The organism is Flavobacterium sp. KBS0721, assembly GCF_002007065.3.
In the GTDB taxonomy this organism is placed as follows: Bacteria; Bacteroidota; Bacteroidia; order Flavobacteriales; family Flavobacteriaceae; genus Flavobacterium; species Flavobacterium piscis.
In genome coordinates this window covers 2,566,505-2,583,681 of the sequence record NZ_CP042170.1, presented here as the reverse complement: position 1 = coordinate 2,583,681, position 17,177 = coordinate 2,566,505, and the positions used below count along the sequence as shown (strand labels likewise).

The window sequence follows — 17,177 nt, the reverse complement described above, 5'->3', positions numbered from 1 at the left end:
TAAATAAAAAACCTCCTTTTTGTCTTAATTATTTTAAATTTAAAATCAGCTCTTTGAAGAGCTGATTTTTTAAATTAAACCAAGATCCTTTGCAATATCTTGCATATATTTTGTCATTGGTCTTTTGTGAATTTCTTCTGAGTTAACATATGTACCAACTATCAATCTATTTATTAAAGATTTATCTGGAAAAAGTTCTTTAAAATTATCTATTAAATTATCTTTATATGCATTTGAATACACTTTAGCTTTATGGACAAGTTCTTCCGCAATATCTTTTTGAGTATCATAGATTCCTTGAATTCCGAAAATTTTATTATATTCATTTAGAAAGCCAAAATCTCCATCAACAGTTTGGAAAAACACTTTTAAATCTTCATTTTTTAATGATAGCCAATAGTCCAATACCGACTCATCATCAATCCAAAATTTAAATACATCTGATTCATTTGCATTTCTAGTGTATAATTTAAAATTAATCTCACTTTTACTTTTAGCTCTATTACAATTGCCACAAACTGGATACAGATTATAAAAACTTGTACATAAATATGGGTATAATGATTTTGGATAAAAATGATCTAGTTCTAATCTTGCTTTAGAATCTTTTACTTTTTTCTGTGTTTTTTTATTATAATAATTATAATCGATTACAAGCGTAGATTGTGCATTACAATATATACATGATCTAATACCCGCTACATTTAAAAATGAATTAAACTCCGTATTTCTTAAAGCATCGTATCTCATGACATTTACAATTGCTTCATGAAATCTTATTTTTTTATATGGAACAAATTGATTAAGTATTATACCATTATCAAGAGAATTAAATTCAATCTTAAGTTCTTCAATTTTTGTTGGATCTGCAGAAATTATTTCATCATATTCATCAATGATTTTTTTAAGATATTTTCGATGAACTTTATGCTTAATTGGCCGTAAATCATTATAAAGTTTTTTTAAGCCATCTATTGGTTTACTAAAATTAGCTGATTTCTTTTTAAAAAGATTATCACAAAAAACTTTAGCTTTTTTTTCAAATAATGAATCAATTACTATTTTTCTCATAATCTATCTTTTTTAGTTTTAATTCATATTCTTTTATCTTATTTAAATAGTAGTCTTTGTCATTTTTATAAAATTTTTTTTCAAACAAAGATTCTAATCTTTCCTTAATAATTGGCTCACCTACAATATCTATTATTCCTTTAGCGCTTGCCTCTGACCAAGATAATTTTGATTTAATAGAATTACTATCTTCCTCATCGAATTTTAAATATAATATGAGATCTAGAATTTTCTCTTTGGCAAACTCCCCCATGAATCCTTCTGCTAAATAAAAATCATTTGCTAAAAGTTCATGAATATTAGCTCCAAAGGTTTTACCATTTTCATCATATTGATCTTGAAAACCATCTATAAGCCTTAAAATATTTTGATTAGGAATGTCAGATAAAATAAATGGGGAATGAGTCAAAAACATAATATTTATTCCGTATAAATGAAAATTCATTGACTTAATAGACCTCAATAATTCATAAATATATTTTCGCTGAAATTCAGGATGAAAATACAGTTCTATTTCATCTAAAATAATATTAAAATATTTATAAGAGATCCTTTCTTCTGAATCAATTGATTTTAAATTTGTTAAATGATATATAATTGAAGAAATACTAAAAATCATTTGTTTTTCACCAGAACTCAAGCTATTAAAACTTCCTTTTTCTTGAAATTGAATATCAACTTCAAAAAACGAAGGAGGAATATAATAAACCAAATTATATTTATTATGTACAAGTTCAAATGAAGATTCTAAATCTATTTCTGCACCTCCATCCCTTTGCAATTCAATTATTTTTTCTGATTTAATTTCCTCGATCATATTATTAATAATGTCAGAAATCCCATCATCTTTTGAAGTAGATATGACATAACTTTTATTTGTTTGATCATTTAATTTATAAAAATCATATACATAAAAATTAATTGCTTGTCTAAGTTTAAAAGTACTATGACTAAAATCTTCTAAAGCAAGTTTCTCAAAAACGTGTTTTTCATATTTTACGTTCTCGTCTTTTAAAACTTCTTTAAATACATTTTTAGAAAAAATTTCATATTCAGGATATTTTTTAAGTACTGTGAAAGTCTTTTTCAAAATATATTCTCTTGTAAGCTTATCTAAAATACCTTCATTTTCCTTCCCTTTGAAATCTGGATTAAAAGTCTTAATTATAGTGTCAAATCTATTGTTATATTTAAATGTATATCTTAGATAAATGTTCTTGTCGTCAATCTTAATTATAAAATTTTGGTCATAATTGTTAATTGAATTATTATCAATCACCCTAAATTTATTTAAATCTAGCTTTATATCAATATTTTGTACTATTTTGTTATTTACCAAATTTCTCAAACTATTCTCTATTTTCTGATTAGGTTCTAATTTTCGAAATATATTTGATAACAATCTTGATTTTGATAGATATGTCAAACTATTTATATCAATTTTACCTTTAGTTCTCATTGGATCAATAACAATTGGTGCCTGATATCCATCATTTTTATGGAATATAGATTTCAACCAAATACCTGTTTCATTGGTATTAAGTCCATACAAAGAGTAATTTGCTGAGATTGAATAAAAAAAAGTATTTCTCAAAAAATCTATTTTATTTTTTTTCGGAAAATCTAATGATATTTCTACCGTTTTTTTCTCATTTAAGCTGAAAATATTATCAAAACTATTATCGTTTGCTTCAAAAAACATTTGGTAAAAACTTTTTCCTTTCTTAACAATACAATAAATTACATTTTCGATCAAATAATACATTTCGCAGTTAAATAAGTCAAAACTGTTTAATTCTTCTTTTAACCTTTTTTGATCTTCATCATTTAGCGAATGATCTCTTTTAAAAATGTCTACGTTTATTAAATCCAATCTATTTGACAAACAGAATATGAATAAATTAAAAAGTTCTACAATTGTACTTTTTCCACTTCCATTTTTACCGACAATCGCAGATACATTAATAATATTCTTACTTACAGATTCTATAGAATATAAATCATGAGGTATCTGTGAATTATAAATAATGTTATAAACATCCGTACTAATAGCTTTCTCATTGATTAATTCTATAGAATTTAGATCATTTATTTCAAATTTATTAATATCGTAAAATTGATATTCATTATAAAATTGATAAATACATCCAACTTGTAAATTTTTTAAAAACTTTTTATCACAACCAACAAGAGGTCTTATCGCTATTAATTTAAATCCATCCATATATTATAATTTAATTATTCTAAGCATTTAAACAATCCAAAAATAGCAATAAGAACTAGCTAATAATTTATTGACAAATGTTCTTGCTAATATATAGAAATGTATTCCTATAAAATTGAGGAAAAACGTAAACATTGTAATTTCAAATAATAAACAATAATGAAAACAAAAAAACCTCCCATTTCTGAGAGGTTTTCTAATCTATAAATCAATAAAATTACATATTCCTTCTATACTGCCCACCCACTTCAAACAATGCCGAAGTGATCTGACCTAAAGAACAAACCTTTGTAGCTTCCATTAAATGGTCGAATAAGTTTTCGTTTTTAATAGCTGCTTCCTGCAGTTTGTTTAAGTGCTCGTTTACTTTTGCTTCGTGGAATTGGTGTAAGTTATCCAGCATCGTAATTTGATATTGTTTTTCTTCTTCGGTGGCGCGAATTACTTCTGCCGGAATTACCGTTGGAGAACCTTTTGAACTTAGAAAAGTATTTACACCCACAATTGGGAAATCACCGTTGTGTTTTAAGGTTTCGTAATACAAACTTTCTTCCTGAATTTTAGATCTTTGGTACATTGTTTCCATTGCACCCAAAACTCCGCCACGTTCCGTGATTCTGTCGAATTCTTGTAAAACCGCTGCTTCAACTAAATCTGTTAATTCTTCGATGATAAACGATCCCTGAATTGGGTTTTCGTTTTTCGCTAAACCTAATTCCTTATTGATAATCAACTGAATCGCCATTGCTCTGCGCACCGATTCTTCTGTTGGTGTTGTAATGGCTTCATCGTAAGCATTTGTATGTAGTGAATTACAGTTGTCGTAAATCGCATACAAAGCCTGCAGAGTCGTTCTGATATCATTAAAATCAATTTCCTGCGCGTGCAAAGAACGCCCAGAAGTCTGAATATGATATTTCAGCATTTGGGCTCTTTCGTTGGCTCCATATTTGTTTTTCATGGCTTTTGCCCAAATTTTACGCGCCACACGACCAATAACCGAATATTCAGGATCTACTCCGTTGGAGAAGAAGAACGATAAATTAGGTCCGAAATCGTTGATGCTCATGCCACGGCTTAGGTAATATTCCACGTAAGTGAAACCATTTGAAAGCGTGAAAGCCAACTGCGTAATTGGGTTCGCCCCTGCCTCAGCAATATGATATCCTGAAATCGAAACCGAATAGAAATTACGAACGTTTTTGGTAATAAAGTATTCCTGAACGTCACCCATTAATCTAAGTGCAAATTCAGTTGAGAAAATACAAGTGTTTTGTGCCTGATCTTCTTTTAAAATATCAGCCTGAACCGTACCACGAACTTGTGATAAGGTTTTTACTTTTATTTCATTATAAACTTCTAAAGGTAAAACCTGATCTCCGGTAACACCCAAAAGCATTAATCCTAAGCCATTGTTTCCTTCCGGTAAATCGCCTTGGTATTTTGGTCGTTCTAATCCGCTTTCCTTATATATTTTGTTGATTTTCGCCTCAACTTCTTTTTCTAAATCGTTCTCCTTAATATAGTACTCGCATTGCTGATCGATTGCGGCATTCATAAAGAAACCTAACAACATTGGCGCTGGTCCGTTGATGGTCATACTTACAGAGGTTAAAGCATGAACCAAATCAAAACCGGAATACAGTTTTTTAGCATCATCTAAACAACAGATTGAAACTCCTGCATTTCCAATTTTTCCGTAAATATCAGGACGAATATCAGGATCATTTCCGTATAAAGTCACACTATCAAAAGCAGTCGAAAGTCGTTTTGCCGGCAATCCTGCGCTCACATAATGAAAACGTTTGTTGGTTCTTTCTGGTCCGCCTTCTCCGGCAAACATTCTTGACGGATCTTCGCCTTCACGCTTGAAAGGATACAATCCTGAAGCAAAAGGAAATTCTCCCGGAACATTTTCCTGTAAATTCCAACGTAAAATATCGCCCCAGGCTTCGTATTTAGGTAAAGCAATTTTCGGAATCTGAATGTGTGACAAACTTTCGGTATGCGTCGCGATTTTGATTTCTTTATCACGAACTTTAAAGGTATAAACCGGATTTTTGTATTTGTTTACTTTCTCATCCCAATTCAGGATAATTTCCCAATTGTACGGATCTAAATCCATTTTTACTTTATCAAACTGATTTAGTAAAAGGTTTAAGAAAATTCTGTTTTCGTCATGTTCCTGAATACCGCTTGGTAAAACAGTTGCATCATCAATTCCGGCTTTATTGATTTCTGGAATTTTTCCAGAAACCGATTCTATCGTTTTAAAGATTCCGTATAATTTCTGTGCTACTTTTTGCTGCGAAAGCGCGCTTTCATCATAGCTTCTGTTATTCTCTGCAATTTCAGATAAATAACGTGTTCTGTGTGGCGGAATCACGAAGATTTTCTCGCTCATTTCACGCGTAATCTCAAAAGTCGATTTTAAATCTGAATCTGTTTTTTCGACAATTTTATCCATAATAGCTTTATACAGCGTGTTCATTCCCGGATCGTTAAACTGCGAAGCAATGGTCCCGAAAACCGGCATATCATCAGGATTTTTATCCCAAAGATTATGGTTTCTTTGATATTGTTTTTTAACGTCACGAATCGCGTCAAGTGCGCCTCTTTTATCGAACTTGTTTAAAGCTACCAAATCAGCAAAATCAAGCATGTCGATTTTCTCTAATTGTGTTGCAGCTCCAAACTCAGGTGTCATTACATATAAGGATACATCAGAATGATCCATAATCTCTGTATCAGACTGCCCGATTCCTGAAGTTTCAAGAATAATCAAATCGTATTTTGCAGCTTTTAAAACCTGAATCGCTTCTGCAACATATTTAGACAAAGCCAAATTGGATTGACGTGTTGCCAGCGAACGCATATAAACACGAGGATTATTAATGGCATTCATTCGGATTCTGTCTCCTAATAAAGCGCCTCCTGTTTTTCTTTTCGAAGGATCAACAGAAATTAATCCGATTGTTTTTTCTGGAAAATCAATTAAAAAACGACGAACCAATTCATCAACCAAAGATGATTTTCCTGCTCCACCCGTTCCCGTAATTCCCAAAACAGGAATTTTAGAATCGGTATTATTTTTATGAATCTGATCAAAAACCGTTTTTGCAATTTCAGGGAAATTTTCTGCAGCCGAAATCAAACGTGCAATTGCGGTTGGCGTTTTATTTTCGATATGATCGATTTCTCCATTTAGTTTATCTCCAATAGGATAATCAGAACGTTCAACCAAATCATTAATCATTCCTTGTAAACCCAAAGATCGGCCATCATCCGGAGAATAAATTCTGGTAATTCCATATTCATGCAATTCTGAAATTTCACTTGGCAGAATTACTCCTCCGCCTCCGCCAAAAATCTTGATATGTCCTGCGCCTTTTTCATGAAGCAAATCATACATATATTTAAAATATTCATTATGGCCACCTTGATAAGATGTCATCGCGATAGCATTTGCATCTTCCTGAATAGCAGTATTTACTACTTCTTCGACACTACGATCGTGACCTAAATGAATTACTTCTACACCAGTTGACTGGATAATACGACGCATAATATTGATCGCGGCATCGTGTCCGTCGAAAAGAGAAGCAGCGGTGACAATTCTTACTTTATTTTTAGGAATATATGGTATTTGTTGTTCCATTTTATGAATATGATAATTTTAAGGGAGCAATTTACAAAATATTATAATATTTGATTCTCCTTATATCTTTTTGTTAACAAAATAAATAATCTTTTTTTATCTCGAGGGGTAACAATCTATATCGTTATCGTATTTATTTTATATAAGTCTTATAGAAATGTTAACAACATGGTAATCTTGAAAAATTTAAATTAAATACAACAACTTGTTTTCCAGACACCTAAAGTAATTTAGCATGGTAGAAAAGCCCCAAATTTTTACCCAAAACTTTTACTCTTAAGTAATACACGTATTAGTAGTAAACGTAAAAATTTAAAAAATGAAAACATTATTTCCAATCACCGCAATTTTAAGTTTGAGTTTCTTTGTATCTTCTTTTAACAGAACAGAAAACGACATTCTATCCTATAAAAAAACTTCAACTGTTGCCGCTGTTTACAACTCAAATACTGATGATGTAGACGAACTTTCAAATGATTTCTTTAAAAGATATTCTGATTTGAAAAAATATAAATCTGATGTGATGTCATTATACAAAAACAGAACTTTAGGAAGTATCTGGTTTGATGAAAATGATATTAATGATTTTGGAACTGTACTGTACGAAAAAGCAAAAAAAACCAATGATTTAGTAATTCCTTACCAAAAAGAAATTGATGATCTTTTTTCTTCATCAGAATCAAAACTTTCTAAAACAGATGCAGACATGCTAATAAGCTCTTTATATATTGCTTATGCAAAAAGCATTTCGGATACTAAGAAAAAAGTGTCTTATGATGCGATGCTGAAAGATTTTCTAAATTATAGTACTATCGAAGAGGCAAATGGCACAACAGCTACGGTAGATGCAAAAGTAGCATATGATCAATATTATAAATTACAAGATGTTCTAAAAAAATATAAAAAATTAGACCGATCAAACAAATGGAAACCTATTGTTCCAGAAGAAACACCTTATAAAGAATTACGTCCGGATGCTGTTTCTAGCACTATTGAGCAAGTTAGAACCCGCTTGTATTTATTAGGAGATTTAAAAATCGATTCGAAAAGCAATTTTTACGATCGTGAATTGATGGATGCTGTAATGAAATACAAAGTTCGTAACGGTTTTAAACCCAACTACATTTTAGCAGAAGAACATATAAATGAAATGAATGTACCACTTTCTGATAAAATGGAAACCTTACAACTTAATATGGAAAGATGTCGTGCGATTTCGGCCCAGATTGCCAGCAATGATGAATATGTTTTGGTAAACGTTCCTTCGTATGAATTAATTTATGTTAAAAACGGAAAAATTCAATTGACTTCGAGTGTATTTGTTGGTGCGCCTTTGACTAAAACTACTATTTTTAACAGTGAAATTGAAAGAATCGTTTTTAGCCCTTACTGGACAGTGCCACAAAGTATTGTAAACAATGAATTAAAAGGTAAAATAGCAGCAAATAAAAATTATCTTGCCGAAAAAAACATGGAAATTGTAAATGGTCAGGTAAGACAAAAACCAGGACCGGATAATTCTTTAGGATTGGTAAAATTTATGTTTCCAAACCCTGATGATATCTATATGCACGATACGCCATCTAAAACTTTATTCGATTTTGAAAAAAGAACTTTCAGCCACGGCTGTATCAATGTAAAAATGGCAAAAGAATTAGCTGCAGCAATGCTAAAAGATTATCCTGAATGGACTCCGGATAAAATCGATAAAGCTATGGCAGGTAAAACAGAAAACAGTTTCAAATTAGCTAAAAAAGTACCTATTTACATTACTTATTTTACTTCGTTGGTAAATGAAAATGGTGAAATTGGTTTTTATCAGGACGTTTACGAAAAAGATAGTGAACTAAATAACGTATTAGCTACACAAGCTCTTTCTTCAAATTAATATTTAAAAATCAGAATATAGTATCAGCTTTTTATTCATTCAGATCATAATTTAATATCTGATGAATAAGAAGCTTTTTTTATGAATTAATAAAAAACACAATTCAATACAAAAACCCTAAACCGTTAATAATAAAACTTTTACAGTATAGAAAACAATAAAAACGGATCGATCTTTGTACTATTATTTTACAAAATCAATTTATCATGAAAACAGAAAATATTGACGGATTAACACTTTTTGAAATAAATTTACTAATTCAACAAGGAGGAAGATTTGTAATGTTTCCAAATTTAATGAGCCAATTAAAAAGCTCAACTATTTATTTTGTTCGCCCTGAAGAAAAAATATTCAAATATGCCATCAAACATTTTTTTAAGAACATATTAAATAGTTGGCGCAACTTTCCTTTAAGACCATTTTATGTCTCAAAATCTTTATTTTATTTGGCGATTGGCGGAAAAGATTATACTCAAAATATGCTGGCAGACTTAAAAACGATTAATCCTATTTATAATCCTAATTTATACTGCTTGCAATATGTGTAACTTTAGTAGCAGCTATAAATCAAACTATTAAATTTAATACGCTAATTTCAGGTTATTAAAATTAGAGAGATTCTAAAAAAACACCTCAATTTCAAGAGAAAAAGTTGTCTAGTGGAGAATAATTATGCCAGCAAAAAATAATTAAAGTTATTCGGAATATCATTTTTTTAATTTCAAAAAGAATAATAGTATCTTTCAACATCAAAATAAAAGCTATTATGGACGACGATTACGTTGAAGTTAGAAAAAGCTGGTGGGAAAGAAACTGGAAATGGTTTGTACCAACAGGATGTGTGAGTATTTTACTGATTTTTGTGGTGTTTATAGCCAGTATATTTTTTGGAGTTACATCTATGATGACAAATTCTGATGCTTATAAAGGCGCTATGATCCAGGTACAGCAAAACAAACTGGTTATTGAAAAACTGGGAACACCAATAGAAGATGACGGCATGACTTCCGGCAGTATCAGTACGAACAATGACAGCGGAAATTGTAATCTACAAATTCCCATAAAAGGCCCTAAAGGAAAAGCAACTGTATTTGTGGTTGCCGAAAAAAGAGGCACCTGGAAATACAGCGAAATGACTGTTTTTATAAAAGCAACAAAAGAAGAGATCGATTTACTAAAAAAGTAATGGTTTATAAACAGAGGCAGATTTCTTTAATTAGATTTCTGCCTTTTTTTATTGAAAAAACAATGTTAGATACAGTATCTTTATCAGGAACAATTTTTCTCATTTTTCGATTATGACTATTCGCCTATTTACGCTATTATTCCTTTTCAGTTTTTCTACTTCAGTATTTTCTCAAAACAATACAACAGCTTCAACAACAATAAATAAACCCTCTGCAGAAAATGCAAATCAGGATATTTACATTAAAATATTGTGGCTGGACACCAATGGTGCGCTACAACTCAATACAAGCTATATTAAAACATTAACAGACCAGCAACGCGCCGCATTAGGTTATATCGCAACTGATGTGAGTAATGAATGTCATTGGGATGGTGCAAAAAAAGCAGATGATAGCAATTTAAAATGTAAATTTCTTTCGGCACTAAATCTGGGATATCAATGTTCTGAAACCCATTTATCTTTTTTGAAAAAGTGGTTCAAAGAAGATACAAAGGTTTTAGAAAGATTGCAATATTGTAATAAAACAGAATCTTCGGCAAGAATTCAGGATCATTTTGTTGAAGTAAAAATGATTACCACAAAAGACAGCATCAAAATTCTTTACAGTGCAGTGGGCGAAGATCTTGACAAACAAAAATCATGGAGCTGGCAAGAAGAATCAACTTATTCTTTTACCAAAACCGGAATAAAACAAACCAACCGAAAAAATATCAACGGTGAATACAATTAGAATTATCAGCACAAAAAGAAAACGAATCCCATTATTCTTTTTATTTTTTTGTTTTCTGCAATGCATTACTGTAAAAGCGCAATCTGACAGCAATTACCAGACTATTATCGATAAGATAAAACAGTTTTCGAAACCAACCAAAATTTTAAGCAAACACATTGATGCAACCGGAAATGGTTCGGTTGAATTTACAAATGCAAAAAAGCAAGTGTTGCGTTTTCGTTTACAACATCACCAACTTCAGGTACAGCATGGCGGGATTGGGTATCAGCTTTTCTATTACAGAAATAATTATTTAGAAAAAATTCAAACCTTTGATGTTAATGGCAATCTAGCCGGAGAAGCAGCATCTAAAAATGAATCTGGTGTGGTGTTTATTATCGAAAAACCCAACTTATATCTGAAGAAAAAGAAACTCATTGATGCCGCCGAAGGAAACATTGACTTAAAAGATGACAGCAACGAAAAAATTATCAGAGTCCAGTTATACGACGAAAATAATATGCCAATACCGGAATTTCAACCTACTTATATCTCAAGTAAAACCTACTGGAATTATAACATAAGAATGTATTGGCCATAGAGGAAGATGCTAAGTTACTGAGATACTAAATTACTAAGATGCTAAGTAATATTAAAGAATTCTAATTTGCACTTAATCTAAACCAAGCACAGGCATATACGGAATTCAGCAACAGACATTAAGCAATTGTTTTTTTTCAATTAAAAGATTTGCCTTACGAGTCGTTTTGATCGTTATATTGCTATATTTGGCAAAAATTTACCCCATGAAAAAAACTACATTATTCTTATTGCTAACTTTAATTGGCAGTACTTCTTATGCTCAAAAAGCAGATACAAACAAGAAAAAAGTTAAGATTACAATACCAAAATCGGAACTTTTTAAAGATATTAAAACCTACAGCATTATCGTGCAGGGAGATGATACATGGAATGCTGATTATGCAGACAAAACTTCTAAAACTTATGAGCATAATGTGCCTAAAAACACGATTGAGGACTACACTAAAAAAGATGTAGCCAATCCTGATGTTCGTGTTTTAATGGGATATAAAGGTGCTACCTATAAAAAAGCAGATAATGGTACTTATGTTTTAGATGGTGATTTTAAATATTTGGTTTTAGGAAAAAACAATGAAATATTATACGAAAAAGGTTCAAATGCTAAAATGTATTCTGCAACTTATGTAAACGGCAAACCCAACCAGAGTTTAGCCAGTGATTTGAACAATTTAGGCTATAAGTATCTTACAGACAATAACATTCTTGCAACTGAAAAAGAATTTTCATTGAATTACGGCTTATTCGAAAAAGTTGAGGAATTTCCTGAACTTGTTGAATTTAACACTAAAACGGATGAGTTCCTGAACAAAATTGCCACTAATTCTTTAGATCAATCTTACCTTGCAGATCTTGAAAAATTCTATTTGGGTTATGTGGGTAAAGAATACAAAAAACTAAAACCAAAAGATTACAACAAAGTAATTTATCTGAATTTATCATTGACTCAGGTATTTCTTTTAAATTTTGACAAAGCTCTTGAATATCTTGAAACTGCAAAACAAGGTGCAGGAATGATGAGTATGTGGCCAGACGAAGCTACAGCAAACATTAAAAGTTTGATGGCCGTAAACCAAAAGAATATTGGGACTAAGGTTGCAAACCCAACTTTTGACTCGGTATATTATATCTATCTTAACGGAACTGTATCTCAAGACGGAAAAACACTTACAGGAAAACTAAAAACTGATCGATTTGCAAATCGTGCAGAAGGAAGTATTTTACAAGCAAATGATCCTACTCAGGCAAAAGTTTGGGCATATAAAGATAATGGCGATGTTGATTTTGTTGTTGTAAATGATAAAACTACCATTACAACTGATAAAGGACAGGAATTGAAATTTATTAAATACGATAACGGTTTTATTCTGGTTGAAAAAACAGCTGATTCATGTTATAAAAAATATGAATCTGGTTCGAATGACATTTACTGCGAGAAAGATGGTAAATTTGAATTGAAAAAATAAATTCTTATTAAAGACTTTAAAAAGAGATTTAGCTTAGGCTGAATCTCTTTTTTTATGCTTGATACCGTCATTTCATAAAAGAACAAAATGCTCTAATATAGCCCCGATGGAGTGGAAATCCTTTTGTGTCCGTCCCGATAACTATCGGGAGGCACAAAAGATTGCAACGGACAGCGGGACGAATGTTAATTATGAAACAAATTGTTGCTGCTCCTGAAAGAAAATTGTGGCTTTGTTTTTGAATAAGTAGTATTTTTGAACCTTATATAAAAACTAATAATGAAAAAGATTTTAATTTTATCGCTTGTATTTTCTCTAAGTTCTTGTGCTCAGGTACAACAAACTTTAAATCAATTACCTCAAATTTCGTCACAAATTCCCGGAGTTGGCGGCGTTGGCGGCGTTGATATTGCATCTGGACTAAAAGAGGCTCTAAACAAAGGAATTACACAGCAAGTGAGTAAATTGACTGCTGTTGATGGTTTTTATAAAAATGAGGCCGTAAAAATTTTAATGCCGGCAGAATTGCAAAAAGTGGATGCTACTTTACGCAAAATAGGACTATCGTCTCTTGCAGATGAAGGGATTAAAGTATTAAATCGTGCTGCCGAAGATGCAGTGAAAGAGGCTACTCCGATATTTGTTTCGGCGGTAAAAAACATGTCCTTTACAGATGCTAAAAACATTTTACTGGGAAATGACAGTGCTGCGACCAGCTATTTGCAAGGAACAACGACAACGGCTTTGTACGGAAAATTTAATCCCGTTATTAAAAATTCTTTCGCAAAAGTGGGTGCCGATGTGATCTGGAAAAATATCATCAATAAGTACAACACCATCCCATTAGTAAAAAAAGTAAATCCGGATTTGACTGATTACACAACGAATCAGGCTTTGGCTGGTGTTTTTAAAATGATTGCTGTTGAAGAAAAAGACATCCGCAACAATATTAGTGCAAGAACAACACCTTTACTGCAAAAAGTGTTTGCTATGCAGGACGGAAAATAAAAATGTTTAACCGCAAAGAATGAGACATTTTTTCTTTGCGAACTTTGCGTATCCCGATAGTTATCGGGATTGTAAACTTTGCGGTTAAGCTTTAAACCAAACTATAAAACCAAACTATAAATCACCTTGAAATGCAAAAAATTACCATTCTGATTCATTGTAAAGATCAAAAAGGAATTATCGCCGCCGTGACTACTTTTATTGCTAAAGTAGAAGGAAACATTACTTACATCGATCAGCATGTTGATGTGGAACAAAATGTGTTTTTTATGCGATTAGAATGTGAACTGACCAATCCTACTATTACTATAGAAAGCCTGAAAGCTGATTTTGACAAAACAATTGCAACTGATTTTAATATGTCGTGGGATTTGTACAATCAGGAACAAAAACCAAAAATGGCATTATTTGTCTCTAAATACGATCATTGCCTTTTCGATATTTTAGGCCGTTACAGCGCTGGGGAACTGAATGTTGAAATTCCTGTAATTATAAGTAATCACAATGATTTAAGGTCTATTGCGGAACGATTTGATATTCCGTTTCATTGTGTGCCTTTTACAAAAGACAATAAGGAAGAAGGCGAGGCTAAACAAATTGAATTATTACAGCGCTACCAGATTAATTTTATTGTTCTGGCGCGCTACATGCAAATCATCACGCCCAATTTGATTGCGCTTTACGAGAACAAAATCATTAACATTCACCATTCGTTTTTACCAGCTTTTCCGGGAGCAAAGCCTTACCATTCGGCTTTTAAACGTGGTGTAAAAATTATTGGGGCAACAAGTCATTATGTTACGGCTGAGTTGGATGAAGGACCAATTATCGAACAGGATATTGCGAGGGTTTCGCACATACATTCGGTTGATGATTTTATTATGAAAGGACGAGATTTAGAACGTATTGTTTTGGCTCGTGCTATAAAGCTGCATGCAGAACGTAAGACAATGGTTTATAGTAATAAGACGGTTGTTTTCTCTTAGTGACTAAGATTCTAAGGTTCTAATTTTTTTTACCGCAAAGTGCGCAAAGGGTTACGCAGTCGCTAAGTTTTATTCTTGCAATGTAAAAGGATACGAAGATCCCAAAGCTTTGTCGTAATAATTGGCCCACGGATTATACGGATTGAAACAGGTTTTCACTGTTTTTTTCTTAAACCGGACTGAAGTCCAGCCCTACAATATCCATCAAGCCAAAGGCTTTTTTATAGCTCCGAAGGAACGAATTATATTGTAAAGCTGGACTTCAGTCCAGTTTACATAAAGAAATTATAATTTAAAGATTTGTATTAATATCAAATAACAAAACCCGACAGCTTTTTTAAAAACTTGTCGGGTTTGCTATTTAAATTCGAAAGATTAACCTTAGAACCTTAGCTCCTTAGAATCTCAGTACCTTAAAAACCTATCTCACTTCGATTAACAATCTTGGATCAGAAAAATTATTTACTTCGTCCATTGTTAAACCTAGAGCGTTTGCAACACCTTCTCCGTATGCAGGATCAGCTTTGTAACAATTTCTAATGTGGCGCACCTGAATAAATCTTTGTGCTCCTCCTACCTGTCCAGCAGTATTTTTGAATAATAATTGTTTTTTCTCATCGGTTAATAAACGGAATAATAAACCTGGCTGGGTAAAGTAATCGTTATCATCGTCTCTGAAATTATGTGCATACGCATCACCATGAAGTTTTAATGGCGGCTCTTTGAATTCTGGTTGTTCCTGCCATTCTCCAAAGCTGTTTGGTTCGTAATGTTTACGTCCTCCGTTATTTCCATCAACACGCATTGCTCCGTCTCTGTGGAAAGTATTATAAGGACATCTTGACGAGTTTACCGGAATTTGGTAGTTGTTTACTCCTAAACGGTAACGGTGTGCATCTCCATAAGAAAATAAACGGGCTTGTAACATTTTATCTGGTGAAAAACTAATTCCGGGTGGTACGTGCGCCGGATTAAAAGCAGCTTGCTCCACTTCCGCAAAATAGTTTTCAGGGTTTTTGTTTAATTCAAATTCTCCAACCGGGATTAGAGGAAAATCTCCTTTTAACCAAACTTTAGTCAAATCGAAAGGATGAAAACGATAATTAGCCGCCTGATCTTCGGTCATGATCTGAACGAACATTTTCCATTTTGGGAAGTTTCCTTCTTCAATAGCATCAAATAAATCTCTTTGATGGCTTTCTCTGTCGTTACCCACTAATAGTGCTGCTTCTTCATCAGATAAATTTTCAATTCCTTGTTGTGATACAAAGTGAAACTTCACATAATGTCTTTCGTTTTGAGCATTTAAGAAGCTAAAAGTATGACTTCCAAATCCGTGCATTTGTCTGTATGATCTCGGAATTCCGCGGTCACTCATTACTATGGTAACCTGATGTAAAGCTTCCGGTAATAAAGTCCAAAAATCCCAATTGTTATCAGCACTTCTTAAATTGGTTTTTGGATCACGTTTTACAGCGTGATTTAAATCCGGAAATTTCATTGGGTCGCGGAAAAAGAAAACCGGTGTATTATTTCCTACCAAATCCCAATTTCCTTCATTGGTATAAAATTTCATGGCAAAACCACGAATGTCTCTTTCGGCATCAGCAGCACCTCTTTCACCTGCAACGGTTGAAAAACGTACAAACATTTCTGTTTTTTTACCAATTTCCGAAAACAAATCTGCTCTTGTATATTTTGAAATATCATGAGTAACAGTAAAAGTCCCATAAGCTCCAGAACCTTTGGCGTGCATTCTTCTTTCCGGAATTACCTCACGGTCAAAATGAGCCATTTTTTCTAAAAACCAAAAATCTTGTAATAAAACGGGTCCACGAGGGCCTGCAGTTTGTATGTTTTGATTATCTGGAACGGGAGTTCCTGTTGCAGTTGTTAATTTTTTGTTCGAATCCATAATGCTGATATTTAATGTTTTATCAAATATACGAAGATATCTTTAGGATATTGATAAACAAAATTGATTGTTATTATATTTTAATAACCAAAAGTTATTTAACGCTACAGAAAGCTCAGAAACCAGTATTAAAAAATCTTAACTTATGTCCAACAAAGTAATAACAAAACCTTAACAGCAAAACATTCATATATGTTAGATCTTTGTAGTGTAATAAACTGGTTATTTATTATTTTGGTTTTGGTTAGTTAAATGATGCCGGCGTCTTCGAGATGCCGGCATTCTTTTTTTATATCAATTTTAGTTTCAGGTTTTCTTTGTTTCAGGTTTTAAGTTGCCATGCTTTGAACATAAATTTTACCACAGAGATCCACAAAGTTTTTTCACAGAGGTTCACAAAGGTTTTTTTAACCACGAAATTATATTGTAAATTGTTCAATACTTTGAACATAATTTTTAC

Annotated in this window: 12 protein-coding genes; 8 read left to right on the top strand and 4 right to left on the bottom strand. The window is 32.1% G+C overall.

Annotated features, from left to right (window positions below):
- Window positions 1-69: 69 nt before the first annotated feature.
- The 3 genes from B0M43_RS11345 to B0M43_RS11335 all read right to left on the bottom strand — a co-directional run bounded on the left by B0M43_RS11345 (window position 70) and on the right by B0M43_RS11335 (window position 6,953).
- Entirely contained in the window at window positions 70-1,071 is a 1,002-nt protein-coding gene (locus B0M43_RS11345; protein WP_078008271.1) for a hypothetical protein, read from the bottom strand.
- Window positions 1,052-3,295: an AAA family ATPase gene (locus tag B0M43_RS11340; protein ID WP_078008272.1), complete on the bottom strand. Its 2,244-nt coding sequence runs from the start codon at window positions 3,293-3,295 to the stop codon at window positions 1,052-1,054. The genes B0M43_RS11345 and B0M43_RS11340 overlap by 20 nt, the downstream gene beginning before the upstream one ends.
- Before the next feature lie 217 nt (window positions 3,296-3,512).
- On the bottom strand, window positions 3,513-6,953 hold the full coding sequence (locus B0M43_RS11335) for a methylmalonyl-CoA mutase family protein (RefSeq protein ID WP_078008273.1): 3,441 nt from the start codon (window positions 6,951-6,953) through the stop codon (window positions 3,513-3,515).
- A 319-nt stretch (window positions 6,954-7,272) separates the two neighbouring features.
- Between B0M43_RS11335 and B0M43_RS11330 the strand changes: the two genes are divergently transcribed.
- The 8 genes from B0M43_RS11330 to purU all read left to right on the top strand — a co-directional run bounded on the left by B0M43_RS11330 (window position 7,273) and on the right by purU (window position 14,802).
- Window positions 7,273-8,841, top strand: coding sequence for a L,D-transpeptidase family protein (locus tag B0M43_RS11330; protein ID WP_078008274.1), 1,569 nt, complete (start codon window positions 7,273-7,275; stop codon window positions 8,839-8,841).
- A 206-nt stretch (window positions 8,842-9,047) separates the two neighbouring features.
- Window positions 9,048-9,389, top strand: coding sequence for a hypothetical protein (locus B0M43_RS11325; protein ID WP_078008275.1), 342 nt, complete (start codon window positions 9,048-9,050; stop codon window positions 9,387-9,389).
- Between the two features lie 218 nt (window positions 9,390-9,607).
- Window positions 9,608-10,027 (top strand): cytochrome c oxidase assembly factor Coa1 family protein, encoded by a 420-nt coding sequence (locus tag B0M43_RS11320; protein ID WP_078008276.1) that lies wholly within the window; start codon window positions 9,608-9,610, stop codon window positions 10,025-10,027.
- A gap of 112 nt (window positions 10,028-10,139) precedes the next feature.
- Window positions 10,140-10,760: a hypothetical protein gene (locus tag B0M43_RS11315; RefSeq protein ID WP_078008277.1), complete on the top strand. Its 621-nt coding sequence runs from the start codon at window positions 10,140-10,142 to the stop codon at window positions 10,758-10,760.
- Window positions 10,747-11,343 (top strand): hypothetical protein, encoded by a 597-nt coding sequence (locus B0M43_RS11310; protein WP_246860223.1) that lies wholly within the window; start codon window positions 10,747-10,749, stop codon window positions 11,341-11,343. The genes B0M43_RS11315 and B0M43_RS11310 overlap by 14 nt, the downstream gene beginning before the upstream one ends.
- A 205-nt stretch (window positions 11,344-11,548) precedes the next feature.
- Window positions 11,549-12,808, top strand: coding sequence for a hypothetical protein (locus B0M43_RS11305; protein WP_078008278.1), 1,260 nt, complete (start codon window positions 11,549-11,551; stop codon window positions 12,806-12,808).
- Between the two features lie 279 nt (window positions 12,809-13,087).
- The gene (locus tag B0M43_RS11300; protein WP_065447698.1) at window positions 13,088-13,816 is read left to right on the top strand and encodes a DUF4197 domain-containing protein; all 729 of its coding nucleotides are present in this window, start codon (window positions 13,088-13,090) and stop codon (window positions 13,814-13,816) included.
- A gap of 131 nt (window positions 13,817-13,947) precedes the next feature.
- Window positions 13,948-14,802 carry a formyltetrahydrofolate deformylase gene (gene purU / locus B0M43_RS11295; protein ID WP_078008279.1) on the top strand — a complete coding sequence of 285 codons (855 nt, stop codon included), beginning with the start codon at window positions 13,948-13,950 and terminating at the stop codon, window positions 14,800-14,802.
- Between the two features lie 421 nt (window positions 14,803-15,223).
- Here purU and B0M43_RS11290 read toward each other — a convergent pair whose 3' ends face one another.
- Window positions 15,224-16,717, bottom strand: a complete 1,494-nt coding sequence (locus B0M43_RS11290; protein ID WP_065447696.1) for a catalase — start codon at window positions 16,715-16,717, stop codon at window positions 15,224-15,226.
- Window positions 16,718-17,177: the final 460 nt, after the last annotated feature.